Source organism: Gilliamella sp. wkB112, from assembly GCF_001690685.1.
Lineage (GTDB): Bacteria > Pseudomonadota > Gammaproteobacteria > Enterobacterales > Orbaceae > Gilliamella > Gilliamella apicola_J.
In genome coordinates this window covers 114,484-136,368 of the sequence record NZ_LZGL01000013.1, presented here as the reverse complement: position 1 = coordinate 136,368, position 21,885 = coordinate 114,484, and the positions used below count along the sequence as shown (strand labels likewise).

Here is a 21,885-nt window from a genome sequence, read left to right as displayed (position 1 = left end):
AATAATCATAAATTTAAAAATAACTTTTATACTAAATAAAATAACTTTAATAGAAGTGTAATAGCGAGTTATGCTATTACACTTTATTTTTATTAATTATGTTAGTTTTGTTAGAAATTATTTGCTAATTGTTGCACCGTTTGTTTTGCTCCTAAATCTCTCAGGGAGAAGTATGCTTTGGTAACTTTATCAATAAAACACTGATTATTTGCTAAATCATCACCAAAAACATGAGTTAATGAGAGTAAAGCTAGAACTCGTTCTTCATTATCTGAACTAGTCGTAACAAGTTGTTTTAATTTTTCTACTGATGGATCACTAACCTCAATAGCATTGCCTGCATCATCTGTTCCACTAACATAACGTATCCAACCTGCCACACCTAACGCTAAACAATCAAATGGCGTGTTATTAGCTAGATGAAAACGAATAGAATCAAGCATTCTCTGGGGTAGTTTTAGGGTGCCATCCATGGCAATTTGCCAGGTTCGATGTTTTAAACCTGTATTCCGATAACGATCAAGCAATGAATCTGCATAGGCTTGTAAATTAACCCCTTCAACTCGTAAGGTCGTTGCTTGTTCTTGTAGCATTAAATGCCTTGCAGCCTTAATATAATTAGGATCTTGCATACACTCATCAATATGCAAATACCCTGCTAAATAACCTAAATAAGCCAAAAATGAGTGACTACCATTTAACATACGTAATTTCATCTCTTCATAAGGCAATACATCATTAACCAATTCTGCACCAGCTTTTTGCCAATCAGGACGACCAGCAACAAAGTTATCCTCAATAACCCATTGTCTAAATGGTTCACCAGCCACACCAGCTGGGTCTTCAATGCCGCCTAATTGCTTTTGAATTTTCTCCATTGTCTCAGACGTAACAGCTGGTACAATTCGATCAACCATCGTGGATGGGAATGTAACATTGTTATCTATCCAATCCGCTAAATTTGGGTCACGTTGTTTAGCTAATGCTAACACAACATTACGCGTCACATGTCCGTTTTCCGGCATATTATCACACGACATCACTGTAAAAGGTTTTAACCCTTTTTCTTTACGTAGGCGCAGCGCTTCAACAATGACACCCGGTACCGATTTTGGTTTAGTTGGATTGTTAATATCATACTGAATAAGTTTATTATTAGTGTCAATTGAAGCGGTCGATGGCAAATAACAATAACCCTTTTCCGTCACTGTAATCGACACGATCGCAATTTCAGGACGCGTCATTATGGCTAATATTTTGTCAATACCGTCAATATCAGCATGTAATGCTTCTTTGGCAACACCAACAACTCTAGTACTCCAGTTATCATAAGCCATTTCACAGACACTAAATAAAAAATTTTGCTGTTTTAGAGCCTCAATTTGCTTTTCACCACCGATTAAATTAACTTCACAATAGCCCCAGTCACTATTATGTTCAGCTGTTAAAATATCAGTAAAAACAGCCTGATGCGCACGATGAAAGGCACCAAAACCGAGGTGAACAATTTTGGTTTTAAGGTTGCTTCGATCATAGGTTGGTACAACTACCTTTTTAGGTAGTTGTGATAAAGTTTTATTTGATAGTTTCATAATATTATTACTTACTAATCCATTGTTGATATTCTTTCTTAATTTTATTTGGTGCTGTTTCAGGTAACAATGCAATACCAATAATAGATAAAATACCTAAAACTCCAACATAAAGGGCTAAACCAGTATAATGTCCATTATACATTTGCAATATTTTTACCGCACAAAGTCCTAAAATTCCACTACCTATCAAAGATCCAACCTGCCAAATTAATGCTATACCGCTACAACGAATCGCGGTTGGAAATAACTCAGGGAAAAATGAAGCTTGAGGGGCATAACACATTGCATGCCCAAAAGGTAACACCACAATCATGGCGATTTGAATTAATAGATAATTTTGGGTATTTATCATAAGGAAGAACGGAACAATGAAAATCACTTGAATAAGTGCGCCTATAATATAAACCCTTTTTCTTCCCCATTTATCTGATAATGCTCCCATAAGAGGAATTGCAAAAATCTCAAGAACCACCGCAACGATTATTGCATCAAGTACATAATTTTTATTTAAATTATTTACATTAACATAAGCTAGAACAATAACGGTGAACATGGCAAATGAACAAGCTTCAATAAGTTTTGCCCCAACGCCTTTGATTACAATACCTGGATAATTTTTCATGACATCCTTCAAAGGCATTGAAGATTCAATCGCTTTAGTCTGCCTAATTTCTTCAAATACCGGTGATTCATCAATGCGCAAACGAATAAAAAGACCAATTATGACTAAAAGCAAACTCAATAAAAATGGTATTCTCCAACCAAAATTTAGCATTTGTTCGCTAGAAAGTATTGAAGTTAATAAAGCAAATAGAGCCGAAGGCAACAAGAAACCTAATGGTGCACCAATTTGAACCCAACTTGAAAAAAATCCACGTTTTTTAGGTGGCGAATATTCGGCTGTCATAAGTACAGCACCTGCTTGCTCTCCACCGACACCAAAACCTTGTAATACACGAATTAAAATAAGAATTAATGGGGCCCACCATCCAATAGATTCATATGTCGGTAATAAACCTATTGCAAATGTGCCTAATCCAACAATTAAAATTGTAATAACCAGTGCTTTTTTTCGTCCTACTTTATCTCCCATATGACCAAAGACAATACCACCAATTGGTCTCGCAAAAAATCCAACTGCGTAAGTGGCAAAAGCGGCAAGGGTACTAATAAAAGGATCATCACTAGGAAAGAACAATTGACCAAAAAATAATACGGCTGCAGTACCATACGCAAAAAAATCATAATATTCCGCAGCAGTACCAATTGATGAAGCAACAGCTACGCGTTTTATTACCTGACGCTTTTCTTTTTCTTGAATAACTTCTGACGTTAACATATACATTCCTTTAATTAATTTATTTTATATAAAATTTACCAATTCCATAATGTGCCGTCTTCTAGACGGGCAATCGGTAAGTAAGCTGGGTTGTATGGGTATTTTTCAGCTAGTTTTTCGTCAAAATCGATACCTAATCCAGGTTTATCACTTGGATGCATATAACCATCTTCGAAAGTCCAATTTGGTGAAAAGACTTCTAACATTTGTTCTGAATAGCCCATAAACTCTTGGACGCCAAAATTAGGTACCCACATGTCAAAATGTAGTGCTGCGGCATGACAAATTGGTGATAAATCCGATGGTCCATGCGAACCAGTTCTTACTTGATAAAGTGCTGCAAAATCGGCAATACGACGCATATGCGTAATGCCACCAGCATGAGTAATAGTAGTTCTAATATAATCAATAAGTTGTTCTTGGATAAGTTGCTTACAGTCCCAAATACTATTGAATACTTCACCAACAGCAATTGGAGTAACAGTATGTTGACGAATAAGACGGAAACACTCTTGGTTTTCAGCTGGAGTCGGATCTTCCATCCAAAATAGGCGATAATCTTCAATACTTTTGCCAAACCGTGCTGCTTCTATTGGTGTTAAACGGTGATGCATGTCGTGAAGTAAATGTTCATTAAAACCAAATTTATTACGCACTGCTTCAAATAATTTTGGGGTAAAATCAAGATATTTTTCAGTTGCCCAGAATTGTTCTTCAGGATAATTACCACGCGTTGCTGGTTCATAAGCCAAATTTTTACCTTTGCTTTGACCATAGGTGGTCTTCATCCCCGGAATACCACATTGCACGCGAATAGCTTTAAACCCCATTTCCTTATGTTTGGCATAATCGTCTAAAGCTTCATCAATGCTTGCGCCTGTGGTATGGCAATACACCATAACACCTGTTCGTGATGCACCACCTAATAACTGATATAGTGGCATATTGGCAAGTTTGCCTTTAATATCCCAAAGTGCCATATCAATTGCTGAAATTGCTGACATAGTTATGGGACCACGACGCCAATAAGCACCTTTATAAAAATATTGGAAAATATCTTCGATTTGTTGAGGATCGCGACCTATGAGTTGTGGACAAAGATGATCTTTAAGGTAAGATGCCACTGATAATTCGCGGCCATTAAGTGTAGCGTCTCCAACACCATAAACACCCTCATTAGTAGTAATTTTTAACGTGACAAAATTTCTTCCCGGACTACATACAAAAACTTCTGCTTTTACAATTTTCATTTAATACCTCTTATTATTATTTTGGAGTGGCATAAACATAAAATATTAAATACTACCATACAAGTATAGTTGTATATTTTTGTGATAGTCATCACAGAAAGAAATTAATTTTGTAAAGATGTTTCAGGAGAAGCTAACGTTTAAGTAAAAATATAATAAATAATTTAATTAATTCGGATTTTTCTTTTAAAAAAAACAATTTATATAATAGAATTTGATGGCTTCAATTTCGGTTGGGCTTGCAGCTGTGATTAATTACCGCCTTAAAATTCATAATGGATAATATCTTGATATTACTAATTGATAATTATGATTCTTTTACTTTTAATATTTATGACTATCTTCGTCGAGCTAACGCTAATGTCATGGTCATCAAAAATGACGAAATGACAATTGATGAACTCAAACAGTTAGCTTTCTCTAAAATCATAATTTCTCCAGGACCTGGAACACCAGACAGTGCGGGTATATCACTTGCTGTTATTGCAAAATTTGCCAATAGCTGCTCAATACTTGGTATTTGTTTAGGTCATCAAGTAATCGCGCAATATTATGGATATAAGGTAGCTAAAGCACCCATGCCAATGCATGGTAAAATTGACGCAATTGTGCATGATAATAAAGGATTATTTACTGGTATTAAAAATCCCCTTAATGTCGTACGTTATCACTCTTTAGTTGCCTATGATGATTTTTCGGTAAATACCTCACCAATGGTTATTACGGCAAAAAATAAACAAGGATTGATTATGGGATTACGTCATAAAACATTACCTATTGAGTCAGTGCAATTTCATCCTGAAGCAATTAAAACGGAATGTGGATTACAAATCATTAGTAATTTTGTTTATGGATACCGTTAATATGAAAATTTACCTTGATTTTGAAGGTCAACATAAATATTTTTCTAATCCAATTAAAGTATTTAAAACCAATGACGTTAATTCGCTTAAACAACAGTTAGATGAGATCGAAACGTTCATCAAACAAGGTTATTATGCAGTTGGCTACCTTGCTTATGAAAGCGCAATGGGATTAAATAAGTCAAACCAAACTAAAAATGTCGACCATGATGATCACAAATTACCATTGTTATTATTTGGTATTTTTCAAAATTATTTAACCGTTAAACCTGCACCAATAATTAATTACACCCCACCGTCATTTGACTTAACTAGCGATACCTCTGTTGATGAGTATAATCATAAAATCGCCTATCTTCGCTCGCAAATTGAATCAGGCAATACTTACCAAACTAATTATACCATTCGCTTCACCGCTCCTTTTGATAGCAATCCTTTTGATTATTATAGGTTTTTACAACAAAATAATCAGGCCGATTACTGTGCTTATCTACACTTTGATGATTATTATATTTTATCTATTTCCCCTGAACTTTTTTTTAAATTAAATGGCGAGATAATCACGACAAAACCGATGAAAGGGACAACAGCACGAGGTTTGAATAATCAACAAGATAAACAGCAACTCGAGCTTTTATTCTCTGAGAAAAATCAAGCTGAAAATATGATGATTGTAGATTTGCTTCGTAACGATTTAAGTCAGATATCAAAATCAGGTACAATTAGTGTGCCACAGCTTTTTACTGCTGAAAAATATCCTACCGTTTGGCAACTAACTTCCACAATACAAGGTCAACTTAAACCAAACTTAAGTTTATATCAAATTTTCCAAGCCTTATTTCCTTGTGGTTCGATAACTGGAGCCCCGAAAACCAGTACCATGCAAATTATTGCGGCAACAGAAAACACACCGCGTGGCGTTTATTGTGGAACAATTGGTTATATTGAACCGTTTATGCACAAAGTGATATTCAATATTCCGATTCGTACATTAACCATTCATAATCAACAGATGAGTTATGGGGTTGGCGGTGGAATAACTTGGGATTCGACATCTGAAAATGAATATAGCGAAATTATGGCTAAAACGGCTATTTTACATCGGACTTATTCAATACCAGATAATCTGATTGAATCAATTTTGCTAGAAGAAGGACAACTATTTTTACTTGAGGAACATTTAGCTAGATTACAAGATTCGGCTCAATTTTTCGATTTTCAATGTAATATTGCCACTATTAAATTACAACTTATAAAGTCTATTAATTCTTATCACAAAGGAAGTTATAAAGTTAGAATTTTACTAAAAAAAGACGGTTATTACGACATTAGCTATGAGACATTAACTAGTCCTATGAACATTACTCAAATCGCTTTTGCGCCACAATGTGTAAATAATCATGATGTATTTTTGTATCATAAAACTTCAAATCGCCAACACTTCCCCCTATTAACTGCTGGTAAAGAATATATTAACTTCAATCAAAACAATGAAATAACCGAATTTGTCAATGGTAATATTGCTTTGCTAATTGATCATCAATGGGTTACACCAGCGATCACCTCTGGTTTACTAGCCGGAACGATGCGTCAGTTTTATTTAGATCATCATCAATTACAAGTAAGAAAGATACGCAAAGACGAAGTATTGCTTGCTGAAAAAATAGCTTTTATCAATAGTGTACGCAAATGGGTTGAAATTGATAATAACGTTTTTAGCCTCTTTAAACAGAGGCTAACCGAATAATTTTCATGCATTCCGTCTATAGTATAGACGGAATAGTTATATGATTAATGTTTTATTGAGTTAGCAAAATCTTGTTCTTCATCTTGCCAACCTTTTGATAAGGCTTTAACTAATGCATCATATCCATTATCAGTTAATGGCACCTGTCGTGCAAACGCTTTTGTTTTAATATTGTTTTTACTATCGGTTACCACCCAACGCCCTTCTATAATAGCGTCACCAGTATAACTACCATGGAAGCCATCAATAAATAGTTTGACAGTCAAACTTGGGGTTGTAATTTGGTTACTTGATACCAAATAATTCGGTAAAAGTGCGGTTAAATCTTGTTCCAGTCGATCTTTAAGTTGCTGCGAAAGTGAGGCAACCCATAAATTATTAGTTGCCGTTGCATATTTAATATTTTCAGTTTGCAAAACAATGCCTGATTTATTTAAAAAACTAGCTACATCAATTGATTCTATCCACATAAACTGATTGGTACTTCTCATGGTTTGCGATACCTGATTCTGATTGGATAGATTATTAGCTAACTGATAATAACTTTTATTTACTTTATTTGATGAACATCCTATTAATAAAGTAAATAATGTAACGCACAATACTATTTGAAATTTTGGTATTATTTTAATCATTCTTTATTTACCTTTTGCTTTAGGTTCAGGATCTTTTTTTATCGGTGCAGAAAATATTAATGCATTACTTTTATCATTTAGAGTATTAAGTAAAGGTGTAAGCTCATCCATCATTTGTTGAACTTTTTGTAAACTTTCTTTCATTTGATTATTCAAATCCGAGCCTGGTTGGAATCCTTTCATAGTTTCATTTAAAGTACGTAGTGACTTTTGTAAATCCTTTGGCATAGTTTGCATTTCTTTACTTGCTATAATCTTATTCAAAGAATTCATTAATTTTTCACTTGAAGCTAGTGATTTATTCAATTGCCCCATAGTATTATTAAGAGGTAAGTTATTGAAGTTATCAAGTAATTGCAAAATCTTAGCTTGTATTTGTGCAAATCCTGTGGATGCTGTTTCTATAGTGTCATAACCATATTGTTTAGCGTGTGACGGATCATATTTACCTTTAAACTCCGGATAAAAATCTAAATCAACATAAAGCGCTCCGGTAAACATATTAGAGGTTTTTAATGAAGCTCTTAAGCCATTTTTTTGTTCTTGCATAATTAAAGTTGCAATATCAACTTTTTCATCAACTAATTCTGATAATCTGTCAGGTTCAATCCTAATTAAAACTGGAACTTTCTGATTCAAAATAGATGTTTTTTCTAACATTTCCGCAGTATAGAATGGAACTTTACTCACTGTTCCAAGCCTTATGCCATGATATTCAACTGGAGTACCTTCAGCCAATCCGGATATAGAATCAGATAAAAAAATTAAAAATTCTTTATAATCAGTATATTGTGAATCTTGAATAGACTTTTTATCTTCATACAATTTATATACTGCATATTGCTCAGCTGGTGCACCTAATTTCGATCCTTCAGGTAAATCAAAACTAATACCTCCAGATAGTAATACATCTAAAGAAGGTACATCTAGACTCGCTCCGCGTGAAGATAAAGTTAAATTTATGCCACCTTCTTTCCAAAAACGAACATTTTGAGTGACTAAAGCATCAAATGGTTGGGTAATAAAAATTTGGTATTTCATTTGACGTGAATCAACATCAAATTCAGATTTTTCAACATTACCAACTCGATAACCATGATACATGACTGTTGCTCCTCTTGGAACAACACCACTTTGATCACTTTCTAAATTTAACCTAATGCCTTTAATACTAGGATCAGATATAGGTGGAGTATCAGACAATATAAAAGGATTATTTTTGAAATTATGGTTATCGCTACCTGAGGCTAACTCGATGTATACACCTGATAAAATAGTACCTAATCCAGTCACACCATCACGGCCTATTTCTGGTTTTACTACCCAAAAAATTGAATCATTACGAAGTAAGGGCTCCATATCATTATAAATACGCCCTTTAATTACGACTTGTTTATAATCACTAGATAGAGTAACTTCATCCACAATACCAACATCAACACTACGATTTTTTATTACTGTTTTACCTGCAACAATACCGTTAGCATCCTTTGCTAATAAGGTAAAAGGCATTCCCCTATCAGCAAAGTGAGAATAAATAATCCAAAGTCCAACTATTGCTGTGACGATTGGTATAATCCAGATTGCTGAAATGGCTCTTATTTTAATCATTTTTGCGATTTTACTTGATGTTACCATACTATCCCTATTAGTTTATTTTCTAATTTTGGGTTTATCCCAAATTAAGCGTGGATCAAATTTTTGTGATGCAATCATAGTAACAATAACAACAGTGGCAAAAAATACGACCCCAATATCAGGGTAAACCCCCATCATTTGTTGATTTCTTACTAAAGAACAAACGACTGAAACCACAAAAATATCAATCATTGACCATTTACCGATAAATTCAACTACAATATATAGTTTTTTCATTCTTAAACAATTATGTGTATTTTTACGTCTTGCTGCTAACGCAAAATAACAAAGCCAACTTAAGGAAATTATTTTTAAAATAGGAATAACAACACTTGCCGAAAAAATTACCAATGCAACGGGTATATCCCCAGACTGCCACATATAAATAACACCATCCATAATTGTTGAAGTTGAGGGTGAACCAAACACAACTGTTATCATGATTCCAAATACATTAGCTGGAATATAGATAATTAATGACGTCACTAGTAAAGCAATAGTCCATTGTATTTGACTTCTCTGCCTCATTTCACTTTTTTGTTTACACCTAGGACACTTTACATAATCAGCAGGTAAAATTGCATGGCAACATTCACATAGTTTCAAATTTTGACATATACCAGTTCTGCCTGCCACTAAGCTATTTCCAGAAAAATTATTTTTATGAATTTCATTCCAGATGGCTTCGGGTGAAAAAATAATTAAAGCTTTAATATAAAAAAATACAAATAAGCAAAATGCCCAAAAGGTACTAGTAATGCCGATATTGCCATAGCTCATTAATTTCACAAAACTAACCAAAATACCAGTCAAAAATATTTCTGGCATACACCAGTGTTGAAATCGTTCATAAACAATTAGCAGATCGCGTTTACGATACTTAGATAAAGATAATTTAGAACAAAGAATAACTATTATTGATAAATTAAATATTGGGAAAAATAATACAAATAAAATAAATAAGGCAGAAATGTAACTATATTTATCGTAAAACAAAATTTCTGGAATATCTAATATACTTACTCCATTAAAATTACCGACTAACCTGATATCAATAAAAATAAATTTACAAGCTACAATAATCATTATTAATGAGCAAATTGCATAAATAAATGCTTTGGGTTTCATATCAATGTTATTTTTTCCAAGCGCAGTATTACAACGTGGACAAACAGCTTTATGCCCTAAGTCAATATTGGTTAACTCTACAACTAAATCACATTGCGAACATAATACATAATGGTTTTTATTGATGTTCATTATTTTCCTTGATGCAAAACTTATTTTAGTTATAAAAAGTTTTAGTTTAGTCTAATGTATCAATAGCTTTTTATAGTTAAAAATCTTGCTGTTTATCATAACAAATGGCATTTTTTTAGGAAAGTATTACCTAGCTAATACCATGGTATTTTACCCTTATCAAAATGGAATAATACCTTACTTTAATTGCTGTGCTAATATTGACAAGCTAGCCATATAGCTTATATAAATATTATAATTAATCAATTGGTTAATATTGATTATGGTTTTAGTAAAAAAATAATTCATACTAATTTAACCTTGAATTTTAATGTTTAGCCACTATTTAACAGTTTGATTTATTGTGCTAATCAATGAAATAGATGGTATAAATTAATTAAAAATTACGAATCACTTCCCATAATTCTCAGAATTATCAACCAATATAAAAAAAACTTGATACTGTATAACAATACAGTATAATGTACAGCTATTATCCTAACACATTGGAATTTTATTATATGAACGAAAACAAACAACGTGCACTTTCGGCCGCATTGAGCCAGATTGAAAAACAATTTGGTAAAGGTTCAATTATGCGTTTAGGTGATACCCAAACGCTTGATGTTGATGCAGTTTCTACAGGTTCTTTGGGGTTAGATATTGCATTGGGTATCGGTGGCTTACCAATGGGCCGAATTGTTGAAATTTTCGGACCTGAATCATCCGGTAAAACTACACTAACTCTATCAGTTATTGCCCAAGCACAAAAAGAAGGGAAAACTTGTGCATTTATTGATGCTGAACATGCATTAGATCCTATTTATGCGGCTAAGTTAGGCGTAAAAGTTGATGACTTATTGGTTTCGCAACCTGATACCGGTGAACAAGCGCTAGAAATTTGTGATGCTTTAGTTCGCTCTGGAGCTGTTGATGTGATTATTGTCGATTCCGTTGCAGCACTAACACCAAAAGCCGAGATAGAAGGCGAAATGGGTGATTCTCATATGGGACTACAAGCCCGACTAATGTCACAAGCTTTACGTAAACTTACTGCTAATATTAAAAATGCTAACTGTTTAGTTGTCTTTATCAACCAAATTCGTATGAAGATAGGGGTAATGTTTGGTAATCCGGAAACTACAACTGGTGGTAATGCTCTTAAATTCTATGCCTCAGTGCGTTTAGACATCCGTAGAACAGGTGCCGTAAAAGAAGGTGAAGATGTTATTGGTAGTGATACTCGGGTGAAAGTAGTTAAAAATAAAGTTGCAGCACCATTCAGACAAGCTGAATTTCAAATTCTTTATGGTTGCGGTATCTCAAAAGAAGGCGAATTGATTGATTTAGGTGTTAAACACAAATTAGTCGATAAAGCCGGAGCTTGGTATAGCTATAATGGCGAAAAAGTTGGTCAAGGTAAAGCCAACGCGATTAAATATTTACAAGAACACTCTGAAGTAGCTAAAGAACTTGAAACAAAATTACGTGATTTACTATTAAATAGTCCAGCTGTTTTTACTGCTGATGAGGAAGATACATCATCAGAATCGGACGAAAATGATAGTTTTTAAGTATGGATGAAACACTTAACCAAGTTATCCTAAATAAAGCTGTGCAACTACTTGCACAGCGTGATCATTCATCGTATGAATTAACTCAAAAAATAACTTTATTTTTCAGCAAAAAAATAAAGTGTTCTGAAGATGAATATCCTGATCAATTAAACCAACTTAAACTCAAAATACATCAAGTCATCGAGTATTGTATAAGTAAAAATTGGGTAAATGATGCCGAATTTATTGAAAAATATATTATCATGCGCGCCAATAAAGGTTATGGTAAATATAAAATCTCTGCAGAATTAAAAAAACGAGGTTTAGCAAACAATTTAACTCATACATTATTACAACAGTCGAGTATAAATTGGTCAAATATAGCTTCTAGGCAATTAATAAAAAAATTTAAACAATTTGATCCTAAAAATAAACAACAACAGTTAAAAGGAATGCAATTTTTAATTACTAGAGGTTATACACAAGATGATATAAAAACTGTCTACTATTTATTGACTTAACTCTATATACTATTTAGAATACGGACAATATAAAACTATATCCTTTTACGAATAAAGCTCACTAATTCATTTTATTTTTTCCTTTATTCACTTGTAATACTAGCTTGATTCACTGCCGTATAAGATAATATTTACTTTTCAACTTAAGTTGTAACAGGTATATTACTATGTTTAAAAATTTATCATTTTATTTGGAAGCATAAATGAAAAGCACTGCAGAAATTCGTCAAAACTTTCTTGACTTTTTCCATAGCAAAGGACACGAAATTGTTGCGAGTAGTTCTCTCGTTCCACATAACGATCCAACGCTATTATTTACTAATGCGGGAATGAATCAGTTTAAAGATGTATTTCTTGGTATTGATAAACGCTCTTATACTAGGGCTACAACTTCACAACGTTGTGTCCGCGCAGGTGGTAAACATAATGATCTAGATAATGTTGGCTACACGGCTCGACATCATACTTTTTTTGAAATGCTAGGCAATTTTAGTTTTGGTGATTACTTTAAACATGATGCGATTCATTTTGCTTGGGAATTACTTACAAGTAAACAATGGTTTAATCTCCCAAAAGATAAACTTACGGTAACTGTATATGAATCCGATGACGAAGCATATACTATTTGGGAAAAAGAAATTGGTATTCCAAAAGAACGTATAGTACGCATTGGCGATAATAAAGGAGCGCCATACGCATCGGATAATTTTTGGCAAATGGGTGATACCGGACCGTGTGGCCCTTGTACAGAAATTTTCTATGACCATGGCGATCATATTTGGGGTGGACCTCCAGGTAGTGCTGAAGAAGATGGCGATCGATTTATAGAAATTTGGAACATCGTGTTTATGCAATTTAATCGTCATCCAGATGGTACTATGGAGCCATTACCTAAACCATCGGTTGATACCGGCATGGGACTTGAACGAATTGCTGCAGTGCTACAACATGTTAATTCTAATTATGAAATAGATTTATTTAAGAAGTTAATAAAAGATGCTGCAGATATTATTAATACTAACGATTTAGAAAGTAAATCATTACGAGTGATTGCTGATCATATTCGTTCTTGTGCATTTTTAATTTCTGATGGCGTATTACCTTCCAACGAAGGTCGGGGTTACGTACTACGCCGTATTATCAGAAGAGCAGTACGTCATGGGCATATGCTTGGTGCTAAAGGTATCTTTTTTTACAAGCTGGTTAAACCATTAATTGAGGTAATGGATAGCGCAGCAATTGAATTAAATAATAACCGTAAGTTGGTTGAAGACACTCTTAAAATTGAAGAAGAACAATTTTTAAAAACGTTAGAACGTGGGTTATCTTTATTAGATCAAGAACTAACTAAGCTAACAGGTAAAGTTTTACCTGGTGATGTAGCGTTTAAACTATACGATACTTATGGATTCCCTCTAGACTTAACTGCTGATGTATGCCGTGAAAAAAATATTATTATTGATGAAGCTGGCTTTGACAAATGCATGGAGGAACAACGCAAACGTGCACGTGAATCCAGTTCATTTAACGTCGATTATAGTAATGTTATCAAATTAGATGATAAAACCGAATTCTTAGGTTATCAAACAACAGAATTATCAGCTAAAGTAATAGCAATATTTAAAAATGGTCAAAAAATTGATAATATTCATGCTGGTGACAACGCTATTATTATTTTAGATAAAACGCCATTTTATGGTGAATCAGGTGGACAAGTTGGTGACACAGGTCTATTAACAGCAGCAGATTTTGAGTTTGATGTTACGGATAGCAAAAAATATGGCAAAAGCATTGGTCACTTAGGACAGATAATTAAAGGGTCTTTAAAAGTTGGTGATATTGTAACCGCTGCAATTAATGTCGAGTTACGCGAACGCATTCGCCGTAATCATTCGGCAACGCACTTATTACAAGCTGCTTTACAGCACATTTTAGGTAATCATGTTCATCAAAAAGGTTCATTGGTAAATGAAAGCTATCTTCGTTTTGACTTTTCACATACTCAAGCTATTACACCAGAACAGATTATAGAAATAGAAAATCTTGTTAACCAACAAATACGTCGTAATCTTGCTGTTGACATTGAACTTATGCCAATAGATGAAGCTAAAAACAAAGGAGCAATGGCGTTATTTGGCGAGAAATATGAAGATATTGTTCGTGTACTAACTATGGGCGATTTTTCAATCGAATTGTGTGGTGGTACCCATGTAGATAGAACTGGCGATATCGGTTTATTCAAAATCACTTCTGAATCAAGTATTGCTTCAGGAATACGTCGTATCGAGGCTACAACTGGACAAAATGCAATGGAATATATTCATCATGAGTCCAATTTATTAAATCAAGTAGAAACATTGATTAAAAGTGATAAAACAACAGTACTAGCTCGTATTGAGCAACTACTTGAACAAACTAAATTGTTAGAAAAAACAATCGAGCAATTAAAAGCACAACAAGCTAGTCAACAAAGTGCACAGTTGCTCAATCAATGCGAAAAAATTAATAATAATAATATACTAATTGCTAAACTTGATAACGTCGAAGCTAAATTATTACGAACGATGATTGATGATCTTAAAAATCAATTAAAAACTGGCGTCATTATTTTAGCTGCTGTCAATGATGGCAAAATCAATTTAGCAGCTGGTGTAACAAATGATTTAATTCATCTTGTTAAAGCTGGCGAATTAGTTTCTCAATTAGCGTTAAAAATAGGTGGTAAAGGCGGTGGGCGGCCTGATTTTGCCCAAGCAGGTGGAATGGATCTTTCGGCGTTACCAGAAGCGTTATCTTCTGTGAAAAAGGAAATCAGTAATAAATTACAAGCAAGTTAGCCAGATATGCTTATTTATCTTATAAGCGTACTCTGTAAAATTCCGTCTTTCTATCTTGTTGATGGGGGGCTGACGAAGCTATATCTTAAAATTGTTTGGATATATAAATAACTGAGAGTAGGAGATCTAATGTTAATTTTAACTAGGAGAGTAGGTGAAACACTTATTATTGGTGACGATGTTGTTATTACCATTTTAGGCGTGAAAGGTAATCAAGTCAGAATTGGTATTAATGCACCTAAGGAAGTTTCTATTCATAGGGAAGAGATTTACAACAAAATTCATCAATCACAAGATAAAATTGATGATATGTCTGAGCCTAAAGAGTAATATTGGGCATGAAATAAACAACTAGCACACGTAAGCAAAAAAATGTTTGACTTATTTTTTGTAAAACGTAATATGTGCGCCACACATTATGATTTTGTTGTTCAGATAAGATCATAATTTTTTGGTGAGATGGCCGAGAGGCTGAAGGCGCTCCCCTGCTAAGGGAGTATGCGGTCAAAAGCTGCATCGAGGGTTCGAATCCCTCTCTCACCGCCATTTTATTAATTATCTTGCATCCGTAGCTCAGCTGGATAGAGTACCCGGCTACGAACCGGGCGGTCAGGGGTTCGAATCCCTTCGGATGCACCACTTTTTAATAATATCAGTACGCATCCGTAGCTCAGCTGGATAGAGTACCCGGCTACGAACCGGGCGGTCAGGGGTTCGAATCCCTTCGGATGCACCATTTTTGATAATACCAATACTCGCATCCGTAGCTCAGCTGGATAGAGCACTCGGCTTCGAACCGAGCGGTCAGGGGTTCGAATCCCTTCGGGTGCGCCATTTTGGTTGAATACCAATATAATTCTAGTATACTAAGACAACTCATTTATACATTATCGATCTACTTTTATTTGTACACTTTGTTATTAATGGTAATACGCACAAACTACAAACTAAGTAGATAGATATTTATTTAATTAATGGACTTTTTTATGTTAGACCCTAATTTACTTAGAAATGAACTAGATCTTGTTGCTAAAAAGTTAGCTCGCCGTGGATTTAAATTAGACATTGACACTATTCGTCAATTGGAAGAAAAACGTAAAGTATTACAAGTTGAGACCGAAAATTTACAAGCTGAACGTAATGCTCGTTCTAAAGCTATTGGTGAAGCAAAAGCGCGTGGTGAAGATATTTCCAGTGTCCGTGAAGAAGTTAATAAACTTGGTGAAAAACTTAATAATGCTAAAACAGAACTTGATACTTTATTAAATCAAATTAAAGGAATTGTATCTAACATTCCAAATATTCCAGATGATTCCGTGCCTGATGGTAAAGATGAACATGATAATGTTGAAATATCTCGCTTTGGTACACCAAGAACTTTTGATTTCCCAATTCATGATCATGTAGCATTAGGTGAACATCTTGATGGCCTTGATTTTGCTGCTGGAGTAAAATTAGCTGGTGCCAGATTTGTAGTAATGAAATCTCAAATAGCTCGCTTACATCGTGCCATTACCCAATTTATGTTAGATTTACATACTGAACAACATGGTTATGCTGAAATATATGTGCCTTATTTGGTTAACCATGCCACTCTTTTCGGTACTGGTCAATTACCAAAATTTGCTAGTGACCTATTTCATACTAAACCACTGGATGAAGAAGCTGAAACCAGTAACTATGCACTTATCCCAACAGCTGAAGTACCAGTTACTAATTTAGTAAGAGATGAAATTCTAGATGAAAGTGTTTTACCTTTAAAAATGACAGCTCATACTCCATGTTTTCGTTCTGAAGCGGGTGCTTATGGTAAGGATACTCGTGGCTTAATTCGTATGCATCAGTTTGATAAAGTAGAACTAGTGCAAATAGTTAAACCAGAAGAATCTATGCAAGCATTAGAAGAGTTAACTGCTCATGCAGAGAAAGTATTACAATTACTAGAATTACCTTATCGTAAAATCGTTTTATGTACTGGTGATATGGGATTTGGTTCTCGCAAAACTTATGATCTAGAGGTCTGGATTCCGGCACAAAATACTTATCGAGAAATATCGTCTTGCTCTAATATGTGGGATTTCCAAGCGCGCAGAATGCAGGCTCGTTATCGAAGCAAAGTAGATAACAAAACATATTTAGTACATACATTAAATGGCTCAGGTTTAGCTGTAGGGCGTACCTTAGTTGCAATAATGGAAAATTATCAACAAGCGGATGGACGAATTAAAGTACCATCAGTGTTAGTACCTTATATGAATGGACTAGAATTTATTGGATAAGAATAATTATATCATCCAAATGATAGCGCTATAAATTAGCGCTATTTTTTTATTATTGATAAAGGTGGAATTTATGATTAAAGGGGTGATACTTTCGGTATTAGCATCATGCCTTTTTGGCCTATTATATTATTATCCTATTTTATTGCAGCCACTATCTGTAGTGGACATCTTTTGTTGGCGTTTATTAACTTCTTTTCCCGCCATAGTAATCCTTATTTTAATTGCAAAAAAATGGTCAGCTATCCACTCATTATTTATTCGTATTAAACGACAGCCGTTATTAATACTGGGTCTTTTATTTTCTTCAGTATTGCTAACAATTCAAATGATGATTTTTATTTGGGCACCATTAAATGGACATGGTTTATCAGCCTCACTAGGGTATTTTCTATTGCCATTATCCATGGTACTTTTTGGACAGTTATTCTATAAGGAAAAATTAAGTTCGTTACAAAAAATTGCTGTTGGACTGGCTGTGCTAGGCGTAACAATGGAAATCTACACCACAGGTGCATTTTCATGGGAAACAGCTGTTATAGCTCTCGGTTACCCTATTTATTTTATAACGCGACGTAAATTACAAATAGAAGGCATAGCTGGTACATTTTCAGATTTCTTTTTTATTTTTCTTGGTTGTTTTATTTACTTCTTATTTCATTATGATTTACATAAAGTAATCAATGATCTTAGCCTTTTTCATATTTTTATCCCAATGCTTGGTGTGATTACTGCTATTGCTTTTGCGATGTATTTTGTAGCCAGACGATTACTACCAATGGGATTATTTGGTTTGCTGGGATATGTGGAGCCCGTATTACTGACTATTGTTTCGGTATTATTTCTACACGAATCAGTTTCATCAAAACATATCATTTCTTACGGACTTATTTGGCTAGCTGTATGTGTACTTGCTTTAGAAGGTGGTGTTTTTGTTTTACGTGCACTAAAACGTAAAAGAATGAGATAAATGAAAAATAAAAAGCATAGATATATGTAAGCCTTTTATGAATTTATTCTATTTACTAAAAGTCACATATTGACCATAGCTTTCAATAATAGATTGTATTCTATCTAATGTTTCTCTAGGTGGAGCTTCGACCCCTTCCAACTTATATTTATCACCTAAGGTTTCCCATTTATAGGCACCTAATTTATGGTAAGGTAATAGCTCAACTCTTTCTATATTTTTCATCCCTTGAATAAACTTACCAAGTAGATGTGCTGAATTATCATCGTCCGTCCAACCGGGAACTACAACATAACGAATCCAAGTTCTTTTATTAATTCTTTGTAGATATTTAGCAAATTCAAGTACCCGCTTATTAGGAACTCCAACAAGTTTTTGATGAATTTCATCATTTACTTGTTTTAAGTCTAACATAACTAGATCTGTCATATCCATCAATTCATCCACTATGTGGTCAAGTTGCCTAGCATAACCATTAGTATCTAAACAGGTACTAATACCTTCCTGATGACATGCTTTAAACCATTCAGTAACAAATTCAGCTTGTAAAGTTGCTTCCCCTCCAGAGGCGGTTACTCCTCCCCCATTTGGCATAATGAAGCTTTTATATGAAACAATTTCTTGCATAAGTTCATCAACGGTTACTTCTTTACCTGCTTTTAAGTCCCAAGTATCACGATTATGACAATATAAACAACGCATTAAACAACCTTGAAAAAATACAATAAAACGAATTCCGGGACCATCAACGGTGCCAAATGATTCAAAAGAATGAATGCGCCCTTTAATAGGTTGTTTTGTATTTGCTACTGTTGGAGTTCCTTGAACTTGAGCTGTTGTCATAATAATATTTTGTTGTTCCATACACATTCTCTAATAATTGCTCGTGCAGTTTATCTTACTATTTTAACTCAGATAATATTTAGCTTACACCAATTGCTTTAATAAGAAATACACTTAGTTTTAGTTTAATTATACCGAATAAATACCAATAATATTAGATGAATATCATCAAAAATTATGTCTAAATCATAGCTAATATTAGTTAAATTTTACCTAATAAAAAAATAGCGCCCGTTAAGGACGCTATTTTATATTTTTCAATGAAGTAAATTTACATTGATTGAGTGAAAGTACGTGTAATTACATCTTTTTGTTGTTCTTTAGTTAATGAATTGAAACGCACTGCATATCCAGAAACACGAATAGTTAATTGAGGATATTTTTCAGGATGATCCATTGCATCTAATAATGTTTCACGGTTTAGTACGTTAACATTTAGATGTTGACCGCCTTCTACAGTTGCTTCATGGTGGAAATAACCATCCATTAAACCAGCAAGATTACGTTTACGAGCACCATCATCTTTACCTAACGCATTTGGTACGATTGAGAAAGTATATGAAATACCGTCTTTAGCATAAGCAAATGGTAATTTAGCAACTGAAGTTAATGAAGCAACGGCACCTTTTTGGTCACGACCATGCATTGGGTTAGCTCCAGGTCCAAATGGCGCACCGGCACGACGTCCATCCGGAGTATTACCAGTTTTCTTACCATATACAACATTTGAAGTAATAGTTAATACTGATTGGGTAGGAATTGCATTACGATAAGTTTTAAGTTTTTGAATTTTCTTCATGAAACGTTCAACTAAATCAACAGCAATATCATCTACACGTGGATCATTATTACCAAATTGTGGATACTCACCTTCAATTTCAAAGTCAGTAGCTAAACCATCTTCATCACGAATAGTTTTCACTTTCGCATATTTGATAGCAGATAAAGAGTCAGCCGCAACAGAAAGACCAGCAATACCACATGCCATTGTACGAATAATATCACGATCATGAAGTGCCATTAATGATGCTTCATAGCTATATTTATCGTGCATATAGTGGATAGCATTTAATGCTGTTACATATTGTTTTGCTAACCAATCCATAAAGTGATCTAAACGAGCGAATACTTTGTCGAAATCAAGATATTCATCAGTAATTGGATCTTCTTTAGGACCAACTTGCATTTTAAGTTTTTCATCTACACCACCATTGATTGCATATAGAAGAGTTTTAGCAAGGTTAGCACGAGCACCAAAGAACTGCATTTGTTTACCAACAATCATTGGGCTTACACAACAAGCAATTGCGTAGTCATCACTATTGAAGTCAGGACGCATTAAATCATCATTTTCATATTGTAAAGATGAGGTATCAATAGATACTTTTGATGCGAACTCTTTAAAGCCACTTGGTAATTGTTCAGACCAAAGAATTGTCATATTTGGTTCTGGTGATGGACCCATTGTGTATAAAGTATTTAAGAAACGGAATGAAGTCTTAGTAACTAATGTACGTCCGTCAACGCCCATACCAGCAATTGATTCTGTAGCCCAAATTGGGTCACCTGAGAATAACTCATCATATTCAGGAGTACGTAAGAAACGCACCATACGTAATTTCATTACAAAATGGTCAATAATTTCTTGAGCATCTTGTTCAGTGATTAAACCAGCAGCTAGATCACGTTGGAAGTAAATATCAAAGAAAGTTGAAGTACGACCTAATGACATTGCCGCACCATTTTGTGATTTAACAGCAGCTAAGTAACCAAAGTATGTCCATTGAACAGCTTCTTGTGCTGTTTTAGCTGGTTCAGAAATATCACAGCCATATTTTGCAGCCATTTCTTTGATTTGACCAAGTGCACGATGTTGTTCTGCAATTTCTTCTCGACGTTGCATAGTCATCGCTAAATCAACACCATTTTCAAAATCAGCTTGTAGTGAATTGAATTGTGCGAATTTATCTTTCATTAAATAGTCGATACCATAAAGCGCAACACGACGATAATCGCCAATAATACGACCACGACCATAAGCATCTGGAAGACCTGTGATAACACCAGATTTACGGCAACGAAGAATATCCGGAGTATAGATATCAAAAACACCTTGGTTATGGGTTTTACGATAATCAGTGAAGATTTTTTTAACTAATGGATCAAGTGTTCTGTTGTATGCTTTACAAGAGTTCTCGATCATTTTGATACCACCAAACGGGATAATAGCACGTTTTAATGGTTTTTCAGTTTGTAAACCAACAATCTTTTCTAAATCTTTTTCAATATAACCGGCATCATGAGCAGTGATAGTCGAAATAACACTGGTATCAAAATCTACAGGGGCGTGGGTAGCATTTTCAATTTTGATGCCTTCCATTACTTTTGCCCATAATTTAGTTGTAGCTTCTGTTGCACCAGCTAAAAAAGACTCATCACCCTCATAAGGTGTATAGTTTTTTTGAATGAAATCGCGAACATTGACATTATTTTGCCAATCACCATCTTTAAAGCCTTTCCAAGCAACTGCTTGTACTTCGTTTAAATTACTCATATTTTTTTACCTCAGGTTT

The 21,885-nt window shown here is 34.2% G+C and carries 16 protein-coding genes and 4 tRNA genes; 12 read left to right on the top strand and 8 right to left on the bottom strand.

Annotated features, from left to right (window positions below; all coding sequences use genetic code 11):
* Nucleotides 1-110: 110 nt before the first annotated feature.
* From A9G12_RS05480 to manD, 3 genes are read right to left on the bottom strand one after another with little or no spacing between them, the layout of a single operon-like run.
* On the bottom strand, nt 111-1,592 hold the full coding sequence (locus A9G12_RS05480) for a mannitol dehydrogenase family protein (RefSeq protein WP_065564859.1): 1,482 nt from the start codon (nt 1,590-1,592) through the stop codon (nt 111-113).
* A 7-nt stretch (nt 1,593-1,599) separates the two neighbouring features.
* Nucleotides 1,600-2,934 carry an MFS transporter gene (locus tag A9G12_RS05475; protein WP_065564858.1) on the bottom strand — a complete coding sequence of 445 codons (1,335 nt, stop codon included), beginning with the start codon at nt 2,932-2,934 and terminating at the stop codon, nt 1,600-1,602.
* Between the two features lie 35 nt (nt 2,935-2,969).
* Nucleotides 2,970-4,184, bottom strand: a complete 1,215-nt coding sequence (manD, locus tag A9G12_RS05470) for a D-mannonate dehydratase ManD (protein WP_065564857.1) — start codon at nt 4,182-4,184, stop codon at nt 2,970-2,972.
* A gap of 287 nt (nt 4,185-4,471) precedes the next feature.
* Here manD and A9G12_RS05465 point away from each other — a divergent pair, with 287 nt between their 5' ends.
* Nucleotides 4,472-5,047, top strand: a complete 576-nt coding sequence (locus A9G12_RS05465; RefSeq protein ID WP_065565008.1) for an anthranilate synthase component II — start codon at nt 4,472-4,474, stop codon at nt 5,045-5,047.
* A gap of 1 nt (nt 5,048) precedes the next feature.
* The gene (gene pabB / locus A9G12_RS05460) at nt 5,049-6,794 is read left to right on the top strand and encodes an aminodeoxychorismate synthase component I (RefSeq protein WP_065564856.1); all 1,746 of its coding nucleotides are present in this window, start codon (nt 5,049-5,051) and stop codon (nt 6,792-6,794) included.
* 44 nt (nt 6,795-6,838) lie between these two features.
* Here pabB and A9G12_RS05455 read toward each other — a convergent pair whose 3' ends face one another.
* From A9G12_RS05455 to A9G12_RS05445, 3 genes are read right to left on the bottom strand one after another with little or no spacing between them, the layout of a single operon-like run.
* Nucleotides 6,839-7,429 carry an ABC-type transport auxiliary lipoprotein family protein gene (locus tag A9G12_RS05455; protein ID WP_065564855.1) on the bottom strand — a complete coding sequence of 197 codons (591 nt, stop codon included), beginning with the start codon at nt 7,427-7,429 and terminating at the stop codon, nt 6,839-6,841.
* A 3-nt stretch (nt 7,430-7,432) separates the two neighbouring features.
* Nucleotides 7,433-9,067 (bottom strand): intermembrane transport protein PqiB, encoded by a 1,635-nt coding sequence (gene pqiB / locus A9G12_RS05450; protein ID WP_065564854.1) that lies wholly within the window; start codon nt 9,065-9,067, stop codon nt 7,433-7,435.
* Between the two features lie 15 nt (nt 9,068-9,082).
* A complete protein-coding gene (locus tag A9G12_RS05445) occupies nt 9,083-10,327 on the bottom strand; it encodes a PqiA/YebS family transporter subunit (RefSeq protein WP_065564853.1) in 1,245 nt (414 codons plus the stop codon).
* A 500-nt stretch (nt 10,328-10,827) separates the two neighbouring features.
* On the opposite strand from A9G12_RS05445, the gene recA reads away from it, so the two are divergent.
* From recA to rarD, 10 genes are all read left to right on the top strand, one after another.
* The gene (gene recA / locus A9G12_RS05440) at nt 10,828-11,880 is read left to right on the top strand and encodes a recombinase RecA (RefSeq protein ID WP_065564852.1); all 1,053 of its coding nucleotides are present in this window, start codon (nt 10,828-10,830) and stop codon (nt 11,878-11,880) included.
* Between the two features lie 2 nt (nt 11,881-11,882).
* A complete protein-coding gene (locus A9G12_RS05435) occupies nt 11,883-12,383 on the top strand; it encodes a regulatory protein RecX (protein ID WP_065564851.1) in 501 nt (166 codons plus the stop codon).
* A 203-nt stretch (nt 12,384-12,586) separates the two neighbouring features.
* Nucleotides 12,587-15,220 carry an alanine--tRNA ligase gene (gene alaS, locus A9G12_RS05430; RefSeq protein WP_065564850.1) on the top strand — a complete coding sequence of 878 codons (2,634 nt, stop codon included), beginning with the start codon at nt 12,587-12,589 and terminating at the stop codon, nt 15,218-15,220.
* Nucleotides 15,221-15,349: 129 nt separating this feature from the next.
* Nucleotides 15,350-15,550, top strand: coding sequence for a carbon storage regulator CsrA (gene csrA / locus A9G12_RS05425; RefSeq protein ID WP_065564849.1), 201 nt, complete (start codon nt 15,350-15,352; stop codon nt 15,548-15,550).
* 123 nt (nt 15,551-15,673) lie between these two features.
* A tRNA-Ser gene (locus A9G12_RS05420) sits at nt 15,674-15,766 on the top strand.
* 16 nt (nt 15,767-15,782) lie between these two features.
* Nucleotides 15,783-15,859: transfer RNA gene (locus tag A9G12_RS05415), tRNA-Arg, on the top strand.
* A 20-nt stretch (nt 15,860-15,879) separates the two neighbouring features.
* Nucleotides 15,880-15,956: transfer RNA gene (locus tag A9G12_RS05410), tRNA-Arg, on the top strand.
* Between the two features lie 21 nt (nt 15,957-15,977).
* Nucleotides 15,978-16,054, top strand: a tRNA-Arg gene (locus tag A9G12_RS05405).
* 152 nt (nt 16,055-16,206) lie between these two features.
* On the top strand, nt 16,207-17,499 hold the full coding sequence (serS, locus tag A9G12_RS05400) for a serine--tRNA ligase (RefSeq protein ID WP_065564848.1): 1,293 nt from the start codon (nt 16,207-16,209) through the stop codon (nt 17,497-17,499).
* A 73-nt stretch (nt 17,500-17,572) separates the two neighbouring features.
* Entirely contained in the window at nt 17,573-18,469 is an 897-nt protein-coding gene (gene rarD, locus A9G12_RS05395) for an EamA family transporter RarD (protein WP_065564847.1), read from the top strand.
* Nucleotides 18,470-18,517: 48 nt separating this feature from the next.
* Here the strand turns inward: rarD and pflA are convergent, their stop codons facing one another.
* A complete protein-coding gene (pflA, locus tag A9G12_RS05390) occupies nt 18,518-19,312 on the bottom strand; it encodes a pyruvate formate lyase 1-activating protein (RefSeq protein WP_081299680.1) in 795 nt (264 codons plus the stop codon).
* Between the two features lie 271 nt (nt 19,313-19,583).
* Nucleotides 19,584-21,866, bottom strand: a complete 2,283-nt coding sequence (pflB, locus tag A9G12_RS05385) for a formate C-acetyltransferase (RefSeq protein ID WP_065564846.1) — start codon at nt 21,864-21,866, stop codon at nt 19,584-19,586.
* Nucleotides 21,867-21,885 lie beyond the last annotated feature (19 nt).

Bases quoted from the DNA above. Each gene is read 5' to 3' on its own strand.
- pflA (WP_081299680.1), bottom strand. From the start codon at position 19,312: ATGACAACAGCTCAAGTTCAAGGAACTCCAACAGTAGCAAATACAAAA.
- A9G12_RS05455 (WP_065564855.1), bottom strand. From the start codon at position 7,429: ATGATTAAAATAATACCAAAATTTCAAATAGTATTGTGCGTTACATTA.
- recA (WP_065564852.1), top strand. From the start codon at position 10,828: ATGAACGAAAACAAACAACGTGCACTTTCGGCCGCATTGAGCCAGATT.
- pflB (WP_065564846.1), bottom strand. From the start codon at position 21,866: ATGAGTAATTTAAACGAAGTACAAGCAGTTGCTTGGAAAGGCTTTAAA.
- alaS (WP_065564850.1), top strand. From the start codon at position 12,587: ATGAAAAGCACTGCAGAAATTCGTCAAAACTTTCTTGACTTTTTCCAT.
- manD (WP_065564857.1), bottom strand. From the start codon at position 4,184: ATGAAAATTGTAAAAGCAGAAGTTTTTGTATGTAGTCCGGGAAGAAAT.
- A9G12_RS05475 (WP_065564858.1), bottom strand. From the start codon at position 2,934: ATGTTAACGTCAGAAGTTATTCAAGAAAAAGAAAAGCGTCAGGTAATA.
- pabB (WP_065564856.1), top strand. From the start codon at position 5,049: ATGAAAATTTACCTTGATTTTGAAGGTCAACATAAATATTTTTCTAAT.
- rarD (WP_065564847.1), top strand. From the start codon at position 17,573: ATGATTAAAGGGGTGATACTTTCGGTATTAGCATCATGCCTTTTTGGC.
- A9G12_RS05480 (WP_065564859.1), bottom strand. From the start codon at position 1,592: ATGAAACTATCAAATAAAACTTTATCACAACTACCTAAAAAGGTAGTT.
- csrA (WP_065564849.1), top strand. From the start codon at position 15,350: ATGTTAATTTTAACTAGGAGAGTAGGTGAAACACTTATTATTGGTGAC.
- pqiB (WP_065564854.1), bottom strand. From the start codon at position 9,067: ATGGTAACATCAAGTAAAATCGCAAAAATGATTAAAATAAGAGCCATT.
- serS (WP_065564848.1), top strand. From the start codon at position 16,207: ATGTTAGACCCTAATTTACTTAGAAATGAACTAGATCTTGTTGCTAAA.
- A9G12_RS05435 (WP_065564851.1), top strand. From the start codon at position 11,883: ATGGATGAAACACTTAACCAAGTTATCCTAAATAAAGCTGTGCAACTA.
- A9G12_RS05445 (WP_065564853.1), bottom strand. From the start codon at position 10,327: ATGAACATCAATAAAAACCATTATGTATTATGTTCGCAATGTGATTTA.